Genomic DNA, 15,575 nt, shown 5'->3' with positions numbered 1-15,575 from the left:
AGAGGTGTGAGAACTTGTCATCCGTTGCATTCCATACGTTAGGTTGTAAAGTAAATCACTATGAAACAGAAGCTATATGGCAATTATTCAAAGAAAATGGATATAGTCGTACAGAATTTGAAAAACAATCAGATGTATATGTTATAAATACATGCACAGTAACGAATACAGGAGACAAAAAGAGTCGTCAAGTAATTCGTCGTGCTATTCGTCAAAATCCAGATGCTGTTATTTGTGTAACTGGTTGTTACGCACAAACCTCACCTGCAGAAATTATGGCAATACCAGGAGTAGATATCGTAGTTGGTACGCAAGAACGTACTAAAATGTTGGATTATATTCAACAATATAAAAAAGAACGTAAACCAATTAATGCTGTGGGCAATATTATGAAAAATCGAGTGTATGAAGAATTAGACGTGCCTTCATTTACTGATAGAACTCGTGCATCCTTGAAAATCCAAGAAGGCTGTAATAATTTCTGTACTTTCTGTATCATCCCTTGGGCTCGTGGTCTAATGCGCTCGAGAGATCCAGAAGAGGTTGTTAGGCAGGCTCAGCAATTAGTAGATGCTGGTTATATGGAAATAGTTCTTACAGGTATCCACACAGGTGGGTACGGAGAAGATCTAAAGGATTATAATCTAGCACAATTATTAAGAGATATTGAAAACAACGTTAAGGGATTAAAACGACTTCGTATTAGCTCAATTGAAGCAAGCCAATTATCAGACGAAGTAATCGATGTTCTAAGGGACTCTAAAATTGTCGTGAGACATCTCCATATTCCGATTCAATCTGGTTCAGATACTGTTTTGAAAAGAATGCGTAGAAAATACACAATGGAGTTTTTTGCGAATCGATTAGACCGTTTAAGAATAGCTTTGCCTGATCTGGCTATTACATCGGATGTTATTGTTGGCTTCCCAGGGGAAACAGAGGAAGAATTTATGGAAACGTTCAACTTTATACGTGACCAAAAATTCTCCGAGCTACATGTATTCCCATACTCAAAACGTACGGGAACACCTGCAGCAAGAATGGAAGACCAAGTAGACGAAGATGTAAAGAATGAACGGGTACATCGTTTGATCACATTAAATGATCAGCTAGCAGTTGAGTATTCTTCGAGATTTGAGGGAGAAGTACTTGAGATTATCCCGGAGGAAGCCTATAAACTAGATTCAGCAGCTAATATGGTGGAAGGCTACACGGACAATTACTTAAAGGTTGTCATCCCAGGTTCTGAAGAATTAATCGGAAAGTTAGTCCGCGTGAAAATTACAAAAGCTGGCTATCCATACAATGAAGGAAAATTCGTGCGGGTATTAGACGAAATTGAAGAATTAGTATAAAGATTAAAACCGGTGATTAAAATGTCACCGGTTTTTTGTATAAGATAGACATGAATAGATAGAATAAATAGGTGGTTTTATATTGGAAGCTTTAACGACATTATTACCAGGTTTACTTTTCTTATTTTATTTCGTTCCTGTCGTTTTTATCATCTGGTTTATGGTTACTATTGTAGGGCAGCTAAAGTATCAAACAAAGTTTCTACAACAAATTTTTGAGAAAATAAATAGTTCGGAATAAATCTTTTTGCGGAAAAGTAAATGAAACTTAATTTTTGATAACTAATAAAAGCAAGGCACTTGCGCATTACCACTCATTATGGGTATTATTAAGAGGTACGTACATCTTGAAAGGGGAATAACAAATGACTGAAAATATTGCAGCATTAATAGATCATACATTACTAAAACAAGACGCTACTAAAAACCAAATCGAAAAACTATGTGAGGAAGCAAAAACGTATACCTTTGCATCGGTGTGTGTAAATCCTACATGGGTAAACCTAAGTGCATCTCTACTAAAAGAAAGTCCAGTGAAGGTTTGTACTGTAATTGGATTCCCTTTAGGCGCAAGTACAACAGCTGTTAAAGCATTTGAAACTACAAATGCGATTGAAAACGGTGCAGATGAAATTGATATGGTATTAAACGTTGGTGCATTGAAAGACCAAGATTATAACTTAGTACAAAAAGATATCGAAGCAGTAGTAACTGCAGCAAAAGATAAAGCAATTGTTAAAGTTATTTTAGAAACTTGTCTATTAACAGATGAAGAAATTATTAAGGCAAGTGAGTTATCAAAAGCTGCTGGTGCAGACTTTGTAAAAACTTCTACTGGTTTCTCAACAGGTGGAGCGACAGTGGAAGCAGTAAAATTAATGCGTGAAGCTGTTGGACCAAACCTAGGAGTGAAAGCATCTGGAGGAGTTCGAAACCTTGCTGATGTTGAAGCAATGGTAGAAGCTGGCGCTACAAGAATTGGTGCTAGTTCTGGAGTAGAAATTGTAAAAGGCTTGGAAAGTAACTCTAGTTACTAATTAAAGTTAAAATTTATCTTAAAGTATTGACCAAGTCTTTACAATACGGTATAATTTTTTAGTACATAGCACTAGGTTATGTGCTTGACGTGTGTTCGGAGGGAGGGAAAAAGAGATGTCAAAAACTGTCGTTCGTAAAAACGAATCGCTTGAAGATGCTCTTCGCCGCTTCAAACGTACTGTATCTAAAAGTGGTACAATTCAAGAGGTAAGAAAGCGCGAGTTTTATGAAAAACCAAGCGTAAAGCGTAAAAAGAAATCTGAAGCTGCCCGTAAACGTAAATTCTAATAAATTTAAATTTACAATGCTTCGATGCTATGGTTTCTAAAACCTGAGCGGAAACGTAAAAAGAAATCAGAAGCTGCACGTTAACGTAAGTGGTACTTTATCCCAATTATCCCTGCGTTCAAAACACGTACTTTATGATTAACATTTACAATTATGTAAACCGAGAAAATTTATTTTCTCGGTTTATTTTTATTTTATTGAAACTTTTTCATAGCTCCCTCGTAAATAGGAGTATACATATGGTGGAAAGGAGGTTAAGTGGTGAAATTGTCTCGTTATGTCATTTCGCTTTGTTTATTGCTCTTATCATTTGGAATGATGATTCCAGTTTTTACAGCACAATCTTCCGTAGTTTATAAAGTACCTGTATACAAAGAAGTGGAAAAAGGCTTGTATGCTTTTATAAAACGTTCCATCCATGAAGCAGAAGAGGCTGGCGCAGATGCAATCATTTTTGATATCAATACACCTGGTGGCTTTGTAGATTCTGCAGAAAATATTGCTAATTTATTGGACTCCACTTCAATTCGTAAAATTGCTTATATAAACTCAGAAGCTTTATCAGCTGGTGCTTATTTAGCGCTTCATACAGACGAGATTTATATGTCACCAAGTGGAACAATTGGTGCGGCCGCAGTCATTGAGGGCAGTGGTAACACTGCAGGCGAGAAAGCAAATAGTGCGTGGAAAGCAAAAATGATAAATGCAGCCGAGCTAACCGGGAAAAAGCCTATCTATGCGCAAGCGATGGCAGATGAATCTGTAGATTTACCTGAATATAGAGCACCCGTTGGAAAGTTATTGACACTTTCTTCAGCTGAAGCTCTAGAAGTTGGCTACTCGGAAGGAACAGTAACTTCTTTTGATAAGTTACTAGAAGTAACAGACTTAGCGGGAGCGAAAGTAGTTGAAACAGAAGAGACCTTTATGGAATCACTTGCTCGGTTTATAACGAACCCAATCGTCGTACCAATCCTGTTATCGATCGCAAGTTTAGGATTGATTGTTGAGCTATACTCACCAGGGTTTGGAGTCGCTGGAACAATGGGTCTTATCTCGTTAGTTCTATTCTTTTTTGGTCATTTAGTTGCAGGACTTGCTGGTTATGAAACGGTTATCATTTTTATAATTGGTATATTACTTATTATTGCAGAGTTCTTCCTGCCCGGAGGAATTAGTGGTATATTAGGGGCGGCAGCTATTATTGTGAGTATAGTATTAGCTGGTGGCGATATTGAGCAAATGATTATCGCTGTTATTATTGCTTTATCAGTAGCTATAGTGGGAATGGTGATTATTATGAAGTTCTTTGGTAAGGGACTAAAAGTATTGAACAAAGTTATTTTGTCGGATGCGACAACAACCGAAAAAGGGTATGTTTCCAATAAAAATCGAGTAGAATTAGTTGGAAAGCTAGCGGTGACTATGACACCACTTAGACCTTCTGGAACTATACGTATTGATAATGAAAGAATTGATGCAGTTTCAGATGGAAGTTTTATCGGGAAAGACAAACAGGTTAAAATTATTAAAGTAGAAGGCTCTCGTATAGTTGTACGAGAAGCAGTAGAAGGGGAGGCAACAGAATGATTACAGGATCAACAATTACTTTAATCGTTGTTATTGTATTGGCATTTATAGTACTATCGGTATTTTTCACATTTTTCCCGATCACGCTATGGATTTCAGCATTAGCTGCAGGAGTAAAAATTAGTATTTTCACATTAGTAGGGATGAGGTTACGTCGAGTTATTCCTTCACGTATCGTTAATCCATTGATCAAAGCACATAAAGCAGGACTTGATGTTGCGATCAATCAACTGGAAAGTCATTACTTAGCAGGAGGTAATGTTGACCGAGTTGTAAATGCTTTAATCGCTGCACATCGTGCGAATATTGAGCTAACTTTTGAAAGAGCAGCTGCAATCGATCTTGCAGGTCGAGATGTACTCGAGGCGGTTCAAATGTCTGTTAATCCAAAAGTTATTGAAACACCATTTATTGCTGGTGTTGCGATGAACGGTATTGAAGTTAAAGCAAAAGCACGTATTACAGTTCGTGCTAATATTGACCGTTTAGTCGGTGGTGCTGGTGAAGAAACAATCGTTGCCCGTGTTGGCGAAGGGATTATTTCTACTATTGGTTCTAGTGTGAGTCATGAAAGAGTATTAGAAAATCCAGATCTAATCTCTCAAACAGTATTAGCAAAAGGACTAGATTCTGGAACTGCTTTTGAAATTCTATCGATTGATATTGCGGATGTTGATATAGGTAAAAACATCGGTGCAGAATTACAAACAGAGCAAGCAGAGGCTGATAAGAAAATTGCGCAGGCAAAAGCGGAAGAACGTCGTGCTATGGCTGTAGCATCTGAACAAGAGATGAAAGCGAAAGTAGTAGAGATGCGCTCGAAAGTTGTAGAGGCCGAAGCTGCAGTTCCATTAGCTATGGCTGAAGCATTACGTGAAGGTAACATTGGTGTTATGGATTACATGAATTACAATAATATCAAAGCAGATACTGGTATGAGAGATTCTATTAGTAAAGTCGGCGGAGATAAACCTTCTACTGACGAGCTAAAATAAAAGCGGAAAGGAGCCGATCTCCTTGGAAGCTTTCATTCCTATAATAATCGCAGCACTTTTTAGTCTTTTCTTTAAAAATAAGAAAGAACCTGACAATAAACGGGTTGAAAAACCTGTAAACAGCACTCCAACGCGTAAAACAGTTTCGGAAAATCCCTTTAAAGAATTAGGTGATTTTGCCAAGCAGTTTACGAGTGAAAGACAGCAGGAGATGAAAGTTAAGCCTCCTGTCGTGAAGGAAATTGAAGTGCCTGTAAAAGTAAAAAAAATGGAGCGAGAAGTTAAACGTGATCAAGGAGTGTCTAGAGGTCCAGGTCGATTGAGTGCTCATCAGGAAAAAGCTACTGAAAGGTTAAAATCTTCTCCAGTAGTTAACAATTTGCTACCTAGTAATGAGGACGAATTAATCAGAGCGATTATTTTCTCAGAAATACTCGCACCACCAAAATCTAAAAGATAACTCATGAACACCCCTTTACATGCATAAATTCATGTAAAGGGGTGTTTTTTGTGAAGCAATTATTTCCACTCCATGCGAGTATTATGGTAGAAAGCTTTGATGATATCATATTGGATTATGAATTCTCGTTAGTGCGTTTAAAAGAAAATAGTATTGTTTGTACGTATGACCAATTTGTTTTAGAAATTCAGGCGGAAAGATTGCACATAAAATCCATGTCTAGTGATAGGCTTCATCTACATGTGCAAAATCTTCAATTATTTAATTTAACGAGGAAGGAAAAAACGGTATGAGGCGTCTTATCAAAATACAAGCTCCAATATCCACAGATCAATTTCCACTTTATCAAAGTTTAAAGCAGCATAATATCGAAGTATTTCAGCTTCATACAAAGGATGATCATATTGTTTTTTCCATTAAAGCGAAGGATTTGAAGGCTTTTCGCAAAGTGAGAAAAAAACTGAAACTGCCTATTAAGTTAGAAGATGAACTAAAAGAAAGTACTATTTCTATTTACTCAGGATCAGTTTTAGGGGTATTCTGTTTTGTTATCATCCCCGTTTTATTTGCACAATTTATATGGACAATCCAAATTGATTCGGATTCACCAGAAAGCAACATCCTGCTAACTGAACAATTAAAAGAAATGGGTATAAAAGAGAGAATGTTTGTTTCTAGGCTTCCAGCGGAGCAAGAGATACGCCAAAATATATTATTAGAACATAAAGAGTATTCTTGGGTACATTTTTCAAAATCGGGATCTACTTTTACAGTTTCTCCTATGCTCGCGCCTCCTCAAACAGAAAAAGAACTTGTGGATTCACCTGCAGTGAATCTAGTAGCCAAGAGAAGTGGAGTAATAACAGATTTTTCTCTGACAAAAGGTGAGAGAGCAGTTGAAAAGAATATTGCTGTAAAAAAAGGAGATACCTTAGTAAAAGGCTTTGTAAAACAAGGAAACAAAAGGATTATTACTAGCGCAGAAGGAAAGGTATATGCCAGTTATTGGATAGAACTATCATTTGAACTTCCAACGCAAGTTGCCGTCACTAATCCGAACTCAAAAGAATTGGTGATACAAAAAAAAGTGGATAACAAACTGATGTTTTGGAAAGAAATACAATTACCTACTGTGATTAATAAATATGTTCAGGCTGGTTATGTTCAAAAGAATCATCAAGTTACCTATTCGTTAACAGAGGAATCTATTGAACGTCTCATACGTCCGCTACTTTTTCAAAAAATTTTGAAAGAATTACCCGCTGGAACACAATTATTAGAAGATAAAGTTTTACAGGTATCAATACAAGATGATAAAGTAAAAGGGAAGATTCTTTTACTAATAAATGAAAATATTGCAATACCACATGTTATACCCCAAGGAGACGAAGCATGAGCGAACATAAACAACTAGACATTAATTTGCAAGATCCAGCCGAAGCTGTTATGCTGCTTGGCATCTCGGATAAAAATATTAAATTAATTGAAGCAGAGCTAAAAGTTCAACTTATTACTCGAGGAGAACAAATCCAAATTATAGGTGAAGAAAAAAATGTGGAAGAAGCCAGACGGTTGATGATTCAACTATTGGCAGTTATTCGTAAAGGCATCAATATTAATTTGCGCGACGTAACTTCTGCAATTGAAATGAGCTTGAATGGAACCATTGAATATTTCTCTAGTTTATACGATGAAGAGATTGCGCGAAATACAAAGGGTAAAGCGATTCGAGCAAAAACAATTGGACAACGAGAGTATATTCAAGGCATTCGACATTCAGATCTTACTTTTGGTATTGGACCTGCGGGTACTGGGAAAACATATTTAGCAGTAGTGATGGCAACTCAGGCACTTAAAAATGCACATGTGAAAAAAATCATTTTAACACGTCCTGCAGTAGAAGCAGGCGAAAGTCTAGGTTTCCTACCCGGGGACTTAAAAGAAAAGGTAGATCCTTATTTAAGACCATTATACGATGCGTTGCATGATGTATTAGGAACAGAACAGACAGATCGACTTATGGAGAGAGGGACAATCGAAATTGCACCTCTAGCCTATATGCGCGGTCGTACACTGGATGATGCTTTTGTTATTTTAGATGAAGCTCAAAATACAACAAAAGCACAAATGAAAATGTTTTTAACACGACTTGGATTTGGTTCTAAAATGGTAATCACAGGAGACAAAACTCAGATTGATTTACCAAAAGGGGCAGAATCCGGTTTAATCGTTACAGAAAAAATATTAAGAAATGTTGCGGGAATACATTTTCAATATTTAGAGCAAGGTGATGTAGTACGTCACCCGCTTGTTGCAAAAATTATTCAAGCATATGAAGAACAATAATATAGGAACCTAAATAGAAGCAACGGTCTATGTTTAGACGGTTGCTTCTTTGTTATTTGGGAAACATTAGTGAATTGTGAAAAAAATAAGGTATAATGGAATAACTAGTTGGTGGAGGGATGAGAATAAATGAAAAAATTCCTTATAAAGTGGAGAGAATGGAAAAATAATAAGTATCTCCCTTTCATCGTCACTTTTATTACAGCCATATGCTTGTTCTTTTTACTTATCGGAAATGTGAAGGAAAGTAAATATGATTTTGAATTGTTCCAGCTTTCACCTGATACGATAAGAGCAGTTAAAACAATGGAAGACACGGTAAAAACGGAGCAAGAACGTAAAAGAGCGGAGCAGGAAGTTCAAGCCGTCTATCAATTTCAAGACGAAACTGCTGCTAACCAGGCTGCAATAGTAAAATCTATTTTTGATAGTGTCTTGCACGTAAAAGAAAATGCAAATCCAGAAGAAGATACTACCGCTACTTTAGTAGAGAAATTGAAAAAAGAAATGGAAGAGTTGGCAGAGAACGCTAGTTATGTACCACTAAGCGACGATATGTTAGCCATTTTAATTAACCAGAATAACGTCATTTTAGAAGAGACTAAAACAAAATTATCGAAATTAGTGGCGACAAGCCTGAATGAAGCTATAAGATTGGAAAATATATCAGTTTTCAAAGAAAAAATTGGTCAGCAAGTTAATAACAGTTTTGTTTATTCACAGGAGTATAAAAATGTACTCACTAATATCGCAAAAACTTCTATAATCGCAACAGAGGTAGTAAATGAGAGTTTAACGGAAGAACGGTTAGAACAGGCAATAGCAAGTGTAGAGCCGACTCGTATACTTCAAGGACAAATACTCGTTCAAAAGGGTGAAATTATTGATAGAGAAGTCTATCGACAGCTTGAGTTGCTAGGGATGCTTACGAATAATGCATCTTATAAGCCATATCTTGGATTAGCAGTATTTGTGGGACTTACGATGTGGGTATTATTTGGACAAACAATTAGTAGAAGAGCAGATACTATAAACAACTCCAAGAATTTAATTGTTGTTGCATTTAGTATCATTTTATCGGTATTAATGATGAAGGTAATTCAGTCCGTAGCATATAATTTTGATGTAATTATAGCGTTTTTATTTCCTACAGCGATGGTTGCGATGCTTGTTTATATCTTGGTCAATGAACGTGCAGCTTATATATCTAAATTTGTATCGGCTGCATATGCCGGGATTATTTTTCAAGAAGGCTATACAATCGTATTTCAGATGGAAGCTTCGTTATACATATTATTTGGAGGAGTTGCAGGGATTTTTGCGATGCGACGAATGCAAACAAATTCTCAAATATTACGCTCTAGTCTAATCGTATCTTCTATTAATATTGTGTTTATCATATTTTATTTATTAATGACAAAGGCTTCTTATGAAATTATGGATATATTATTTTATATTGGAGCAGCCGCTTTCTCAGGGGTATTGTCAGGGGCGATGACTATTGGGATATTACCTTTTTTCGAATCTTTCTTTGGTATTTTATCTACCATGAGACTCATAGAATTATCGAATCCCAACCATCCTTTGTTGAAAAGAATATTAACTGAGACTCCTGGCACTTATCATCATAGTTTAATGGTGGCCAATTTAGCAGAAGCTGCTTGTGAAGTAATTGGGGCAAACGGGTTATTAGCACGAGTTGGCTGTTATTATCATGATGTTGGAAAAACAAACCGTCCTGGATTTTTCATCGAAAACCAAGTAAATGGGTATAATCCACATGATAGCTTGTCTCCAGAAGCGAGCAGAGATATTATTATTGCACATGCAGTGGATGGGGCAAAGATTTTACGGAAACATAAATTACCGAAGGAAATCGTAGATGTAGCGGCACAACATCATGGCACAAGTTTGTTAAAATTCTTTTATGTTAAAGAGAAAGAGACAAATGATATAGTGAAAGAAGATGACTACCGCTATCCTGGACCGAAACCACAATCTAAAGAAATCGCGATTATTTCTGTAGCAGATAGTGTTGAGGCAGCTGTTCGTTCGATGAAAGAGCCGAATGCTGATAAAATAAAAAAACTAATACAATCAATCATTAAAGAAAAGTTATTAGATGGACAATTCGATGAATGTGATCTATCTCTAAAGGAAATAAAAAAAATGGAAGAAAGTTTTTGTACAACCATGAACGGAACATTCCACTCGCGGATTGAATATCCCAAATAACTATGTGAGGAGTCAATAATATGCTAGAACTAGATCTAATGGATGAAACAGGTACTCTAACAGAAGAGGCTATAGCTCTTGTAAGTAAAGTATTGCACTCAGCTGGTGAACAACTTTCTGTTAGAGAAGGCAGCGAGGTTAGCGTAACATTTGTGACGAATGATGCTATCCAAGAAATTAACAAAACTTATCGCAACAAAGATGTTCCAACTGATGTCATCTCCTTTGCTATGGAGGAAATGGGAGAAGGGGAAATTGAAATTATGAACGCAGATATACCGACGTTGCTAGGAGATATTATCATTTCTGTACAACGTGCAACGGAACAAGCTGAATCCTATCAACATTCATTTGAACGAGAGTTATGCTTCTTAGCAGTTCATGGTTTTTTACATTTGTTAGGGTATGACCATGGAACGGAAGAGCAAGAAAAAGAGATGTTTGGTCTACAAGAATCGATTCTGCAAGCTTATGGGCTAAAACGAGAAGGCCATGAACATTCTTAAATTTTTTCGGTCGTTTATATACGCAGCTAACGGAATATATCATGTAGTCAAAAGTGAACAAAATTTTCGTTTTCATATACTTGCAGCGGTAGTTGTTATTCTAACGGCATGGTTAACAGGGTTATCTCAATTAGAGTGGATAATCATTGTTCTATCGATTTTCGGTATGTTCATGGTAGAATTAATAAATGCGTCCATAGAACGCGTCGTCGACTTGGTAACTCCGGAATTACATCCGTTAGCAAAACAAGCAAAAGATTTAGCTGCTGGAGCTTGTTTGGTATATGCTATTTGCACTGTAATTGTTGGTTTAATCATATTTATCCCGAAATGGTCGGGTATCCTATTATAGAGGTGAATCACATGAACAAAGAAATGTTATTAAAAGAATCCATCAAAGCTAGAGAAAAGGCGTATGTCCCATATTCAAAGTTCCAAGTTGGAGCAGCACTACTAACAAAAGATGGAGAAGTATTCCATGGTTGCAATATTGAAAATGCATCGTTTGGTTTAACCAATTGTGCAGAGCGAACAGCTATTTTTAAGGCAGTGTCAGAAGGAAAAAAAGAATTCGTCGCAATTGCAGTGTCCGGGGATACAGAAGGTCCAATTTCTCCATGTGGAGCTTGTCGACAAGTTATAGTGGAATTTTGTGATAAAGATATGCCAGTTTATTTAACAAATTTAAATGGGAATGTATCGGAAACAACGGTTGCTGAATTATTGCCTGGAGCTTTTAAAACGGAGGATATGGATTATGCTGCAAAACAATGAGGATTATAAATCCGGTTTTATATCAATTATAGGTAGACCTAATGTAGGAAAGTCTACGTTTTTAAATCGAGTAATCGGTCAAAAAATTGCGATTATGAGTGATAAGCCACAAACAACTCGAAACAAAGTACAAGGTGTATTAACTTTAGACAATAGTCAGATGATTTTCATTGATACACCCGGGATTCATACTCCAAAGCATAAACTTGGTGACTTCATGCTTAAGGTTGCTAAAAATACACTTCGAGAAGTAGATGTAATAATGTTCATGGTAAACGCAGTAGAACCACGTGGAAAAATTGATGAGTATATTATGGAAATGCTCGAGAACAACGAAACACCTGTATTTCTTGTGATTAATAAAATTGACCAGGTTCACCCAGAGAAATTAGTTGATATTATTGAATCATATACCAAAAAATATGACTTCGCGGAAATTCTTCCAATTTCTGCTCTGCAGGGCAACAACGTTGAGAAGCTATTGGAAACAATCCAATCGTATTTACCACAGGGACCCCAATATTATCCTGCCGACCAAGTTACAGATCACCCAGAAAGATTTATAATTTCGGAGCTGATCCGTGAAAAGGTATTGCATTTAACGAGAGAAGAAATCCCACATTCGATCGCTGTAGTCATTGATAAAATTAAAAAAGAAGAAGATACAGAAAAAGATATGATTCGTGTTTCTGCAACGATTGTAGTCGAAAGAGATTCCCAAAAAGGAATTGTCATTGGTAAAAAGGGTGCCTTATTGAAAGAAGTTGGAACGAGAGCACGCAAAGATATCGAAATGCTTTTAGGAACAAATGTGTATTTAGAGCTTTGGGTAAAGGTCCAAAAGGATTGGCGCAATAAATCTGCACACTTGAAGGATTATGGTTTTAGAGACGACGAGTACTAAGAAAGAAGGGGAGACAATTGCTACAAAAAGTAGAGGGTATTGTCTTACGGGCTTCTTCTTATGGCGAATCTAACAAAATCGTTACCATTTTTTCACGTGAATTAGGGAAAAGAGCAGCGATGGCTCGAGGGGCAAAAAAACCAACGAGCCGTTTAGCCTCTATCTCACAGCCTTTTACGTACGGCTATTTTTTGATTCAGCAAGGAAGAGGCATGGGTACTTTGCAGCAAGGTGAAATTATTGACTCGATGAGGTCTATTAGAGAAGATATATTTGCTACTGCATATGCAAGTTTTATTATGGAATTGGTAGATAAGTTAATCGATGATGAATCGCCGAAGCCACATTTATTTGAAATTTTGCAGCAAGCGTTACATGCGATTTCAGAAGAATATGATCCAGAGGCTATAAGTTTGTTTGTGGAATGGAAGCTTCTGCCTACAGCAGGTATTTATCCGACGCTCCATCAATGTACCAATTGTGGGGCAACTGATGGAGAATTTGCCTTTTCTTTTTCTCAAATAGGTTTTTTGTGTCATCGATGTTTTTCAATTGACCCATATATTATAAGACTTTCTCCATCTCAAGTGAAGCTTATTCGAACCTTTTATACAGTTCCTATTGACCAAGTAGGTAAGCTGACACTCAAAAAAGAAACGAAGGGCTTTATCAAAAAAATTGTTCGAACTATTTATAGTGAACAAGTCGGAATACGATTAAAGTCACAAAGTTTTTTAGATCAAATGGAGAAAACCCCAGAGTTTTTCCCTCCTAAAACAGAAAATCCAAGTCCCGAAGAAGAATAACTCTTTGGGCTTGGATTTTTTTATTTTTTATATAGAAATGTATCAAAGAATAGTTAGTAATACTATGATTTCCGTTTCACGCGGACGCTTTCCGCGGGCGTTGCCTCAGCCTCCTCGCTTCCCCTAACGCTGTTCCCACTGGAGTCGCCGCGTTACACTCCAATCAATAAATGAGTAATTAACGTTGTGCAAAGTTAGTGTTATAAAAAAATGATTATGAAGTTATCTAAATAATTGTAGAGAAAATAACACTGTGATTTCCGTTTCACGCGGACGCTTTCCGCGGGCACGGCTTCAATCTCCTCGTCACTTTGTTCCTGCTGGGCTTTCAGCTCGTGCTGTTCCCGCTGGAGTCGCCGCGTTACACTCCAATCAATAAATGAGTAGTTCTTAAATTTAAGATTTAGCAGAGTAAGTGTTATAAAAGCATTGCGTCTTTTTAGAGAGTGAATTCTAATTTTCTAGTGGTAAATAGGATGTGGGACTAACAAGCCGTGTGAGCGCGAAGAATGTGACTTCATAAAGGATGAACTGGCGCAATAGACTATCCTTTATGGCTCATGTGTTGCGTGAGGCAGCGCACATCTGTGTAGATAGCATCTCAATGGATTGATTCTTCTTCTTAAAGGCAACGTAAGACGCCAGGATGTTGTTCAACGTAATGAACATCATCCTGGCGTTTATAATTGAATATTTTCTCACTCAAAAAGTGACTTGTTAGATTGCGAAATCATTTAATTATTAAAATTGTAATTGCTCTTCTAAAAACGCCTTTACATCAGCAATTGGCATTCTTGTTTGTTCCATGGAATCACGATGACGTACTGTAACTTGGCCATCTGTTTCTGAATCGAAGTCATATGTGATACAGAATGGTGTACCGATCTCATCTTGTCGACGGTAGCGTTTACCGATAGATTGAGATTCATCGTAATCGACCATGAAGTGCTTGCTTAAATCTGAGAATAAAGCTGTTGCACCTTCAGACAGTTTCTTAGAAAGTGGTAAAATTGCTGCTTTAACTGGTGCTAATGCAGGGTGGAAGCGTAAAACTGTACGGACATCTCCACCTTCTAATTCCTCTTCATCAAATGCTTCACAAAGGAATGCTAATGTTACACGGTCAGCTCCTAAAGATGGTTCAATACAGTACGGTACATAACGTTCGTTTGTAACTGGGTCAATATAATTGAAATCTTCCCCGGAATGCTCCATATGCTGTTTTAAATCAAAATCGGTTCTATCTGCAATACCCCAAAGCTCTCCCCAACCGAATGGGAATTTATATTCTATATCCGTTGTTGCATTGGAGTAATGAGAAAGTTCGTCTTCTGAATGATCACGTAAACGAATAGAATCCTCCGACACACCTAAGTTTAAAAGCCATTCTTTACAATAATTACGCCAGAATTCAAACCATTCCATATCTTCGCCAGGTTTACAGAAAAATTCAAGTTCCATTTGTTCGAACTCTCTAGTACGAAATGTGAAGTTACCAGGTGTTATTTCGTTACGGAAACTTTTACCTACCTGTGCAATTCCGAAAGGCATTTTTTTGCGCATAGAACGTTGAACATTTTTGTAGTTTACAAAAATACCTTGGGCAGTTTCAGGGCGTAGGAAGATTTCGTTTGTAGAAGCTTCTGTAACACCTTGGAAGGTTTTGAACATTAAATTGAATTGACGAATTTCAGTATAATCGAAAGCACCACATGATGGACAAACAACATTATGTTCTTTCATGATCTCTTCCATTTTCTCGAATGAAAGACCGTCAATAACCATTTCAATACCTTTTTTATCTAGTGCATCTTCAATAATTTTATCGACGCGGTGACGTGACTTACACTTTTTACAATCAATCATAGGATCATTAAAATTGCCAATATGACCAGACGCTACCCAAGTTTTTGGATTCATCAAAATAGCTGCATCTAAACCTACGTTATATGGTGATTCTTGAACAAACTTTTTCCACCAAGCTTTTTTGATGTTGTTTTTCAATTCCACACCAAGAGGACCGTAATCCCATGTATTCGCTAGACCTCCATAAATTTCAGAGCCAGGAAATACAAAACCTCTTTGTTTTGCTAAACTAACTACGTTTTCCATTGTAATTGTCATTTAAATCCCTCCATTTAATATAATTAACCCGGAAAACAAAATAACTCGTCTCCGGGCAATAAATGCCCGGGGACGAGTTATTAACCCGCGGTTCCACCCCGATTGATTGTTAAAAAACAATCCTCTTTAAAAGCAAAAGCTCTGAGCTGCCGTT

Annotated in this window: 17 protein-coding genes; 16 read left to right on the top strand and 1 reads right to left on the bottom strand. The window is 36.9% G+C overall.

Features of this window, described 5'->3' with window-relative positions; genetic code table 11:
• Nucleotides 1-14: 14 nt before the first annotated feature.
• From mtaB to recO, 16 genes are all read left to right on the top strand, one after another.
• Complete coding sequence (mtaB, locus tag ACIQX2_RS10305; protein ID WP_402849622.1) at nt 15-1,355, top strand: tRNA (N(6)-L-threonylcarbamoyladenosine(37)-C(2))-methylthiotransferase MtaB; 1,341 nt, start codon at nt 15-17, stop codon at nt 1,353-1,355.
• 82 nt (nt 1,356-1,437) lie between these two features.
• The gene (locus ACIQX2_RS10300; protein ID WP_402849620.1) at nt 1,438-1,596 is read left to right on the top strand and encodes a hypothetical protein; all 159 of its coding nucleotides are present in this window, start codon (nt 1,438-1,440) and stop codon (nt 1,594-1,596) included.
• A gap of 124 nt (nt 1,597-1,720) precedes the next feature.
• Nucleotides 1,721-2,392, top strand: coding sequence for a deoxyribose-phosphate aldolase (gene deoC / locus ACIQX2_RS10295; protein ID WP_402849618.1), 672 nt, complete (start codon nt 1,721-1,723; stop codon nt 2,390-2,392).
• 115 nt (nt 2,393-2,507) lie between these two features.
• On the top strand, nt 2,508-2,681 hold the full coding sequence (gene rpsU / locus ACIQX2_RS10290; protein ID WP_016426884.1) for a 30S ribosomal protein S21: 174 nt from the start codon (nt 2,508-2,510) through the stop codon (nt 2,679-2,681).
• 261 nt (nt 2,682-2,942) lie between these two features.
• Complete coding sequence (locus tag ACIQX2_RS10285) at nt 2,943-4,271, top strand: NfeD family protein (RefSeq protein ID WP_483880198.1); 1,329 nt, start codon at nt 2,943-2,945, stop codon at nt 4,269-4,271.
• Nucleotides 4,268-5,266, top strand: a complete 999-nt coding sequence (gene floA, locus ACIQX2_RS10280) for a flotillin-like protein FloA (RefSeq protein ID WP_093060609.1) — start codon at nt 4,268-4,270, stop codon at nt 5,264-5,266. Before ACIQX2_RS10285 ends, floA begins: the two co-directional genes overlap by 4 nt.
• Before the next feature lie 22 nt (nt 5,267-5,288).
• Nucleotides 5,289-5,726 carry a hypothetical protein gene (locus ACIQX2_RS10275; protein ID WP_402849614.1) on the top strand — a complete coding sequence of 146 codons (438 nt, stop codon included), beginning with the start codon at nt 5,289-5,291 and terminating at the stop codon, nt 5,724-5,726.
• A 50-nt stretch (nt 5,727-5,776) separates the two neighbouring features.
• Nucleotides 5,777-6,019, top strand: a complete 243-nt coding sequence (locus ACIQX2_RS10270) for a hypothetical protein (RefSeq protein WP_402849611.1) — start codon at nt 5,777-5,779, stop codon at nt 6,017-6,019.
• Nucleotides 6,016-7,122, top strand: coding sequence for a sporulation protein YqfD (locus ACIQX2_RS10265; protein WP_402849608.1), 1,107 nt, complete (start codon nt 6,016-6,018; stop codon nt 7,120-7,122). Before ACIQX2_RS10270 ends, ACIQX2_RS10265 begins: the two co-directional genes overlap by 4 nt.
• Nucleotides 7,119-8,072, top strand: coding sequence for a PhoH family protein (locus ACIQX2_RS10260; RefSeq protein WP_402849605.1), 954 nt, complete (start codon nt 7,119-7,121; stop codon nt 8,070-8,072). Before ACIQX2_RS10265 ends, ACIQX2_RS10260 begins: the two co-directional genes overlap by 4 nt.
• Before the next feature lie 129 nt (nt 8,073-8,201).
• On the top strand, nt 8,202-10,307 hold the full coding sequence (locus ACIQX2_RS10255; RefSeq protein ID WP_402849602.1) for an HD family phosphohydrolase: 2,106 nt from the start codon (nt 8,202-8,204) through the stop codon (nt 10,305-10,307).
• A 20-nt stretch (nt 10,308-10,327) separates the two neighbouring features.
• Nucleotides 10,328-10,813: an rRNA maturation RNase YbeY gene (gene ybeY, locus ACIQX2_RS10250; protein WP_402849599.1), complete on the top strand. Its 486-nt coding sequence runs from the start codon at nt 10,328-10,330 to the stop codon at nt 10,811-10,813.
• Nucleotides 10,800-11,165 (top strand): diacylglycerol kinase family protein, encoded by a 366-nt coding sequence (locus tag ACIQX2_RS10245; RefSeq protein WP_402849596.1) that lies wholly within the window; start codon nt 10,800-10,802, stop codon nt 11,163-11,165. Before ybeY ends, ACIQX2_RS10245 begins: the two co-directional genes overlap by 14 nt.
• Nucleotides 11,166-11,176: 11 nt before the next feature.
• A complete protein-coding gene (locus tag ACIQX2_RS10240) occupies nt 11,177-11,587 on the top strand; it encodes a cytidine deaminase (RefSeq protein WP_402849594.1) in 411 nt (136 codons plus the stop codon).
• The gene (era, locus tag ACIQX2_RS10235) at nt 11,571-12,491 is read left to right on the top strand and encodes a GTPase Era (RefSeq protein WP_402849591.1); all 921 of its coding nucleotides are present in this window, start codon (nt 11,571-11,573) and stop codon (nt 12,489-12,491) included. The genes ACIQX2_RS10240 and era overlap by 17 nt, the downstream gene beginning before the upstream one ends.
• A gap of 17 nt (nt 12,492-12,508) precedes the next feature.
• Entirely contained in the window at nt 12,509-13,297 is a 789-nt protein-coding gene (recO, locus tag ACIQX2_RS10230; RefSeq protein WP_402849588.1) for a DNA repair protein RecO, read from the top strand.
• Nucleotides 13,298-14,038: 741 nt separating this feature from the next.
• Here recO and ACIQX2_RS10225 read toward each other — a convergent pair.
• Entirely contained in the window at nt 14,039-15,421 is a 1,383-nt protein-coding gene (locus ACIQX2_RS10225; protein ID WP_402849585.1) for a glycine--tRNA ligase, read from the bottom strand.
• Nucleotides 15,422-15,575: the final 154 nt, after the last annotated feature.

Source organism: Psychrobacillus sp. NPDC096623 (assembly GCF_044762655.1).
Taxonomy (GTDB): domain Bacteria; phylum Bacillota; class Bacilli; order Bacillales_A; family Planococcaceae; genus Psychrobacillus.
Note: the sequence above shows the minus strand (reverse complement) of the source record. Positions and strands in the feature narration are given on the sequence as shown.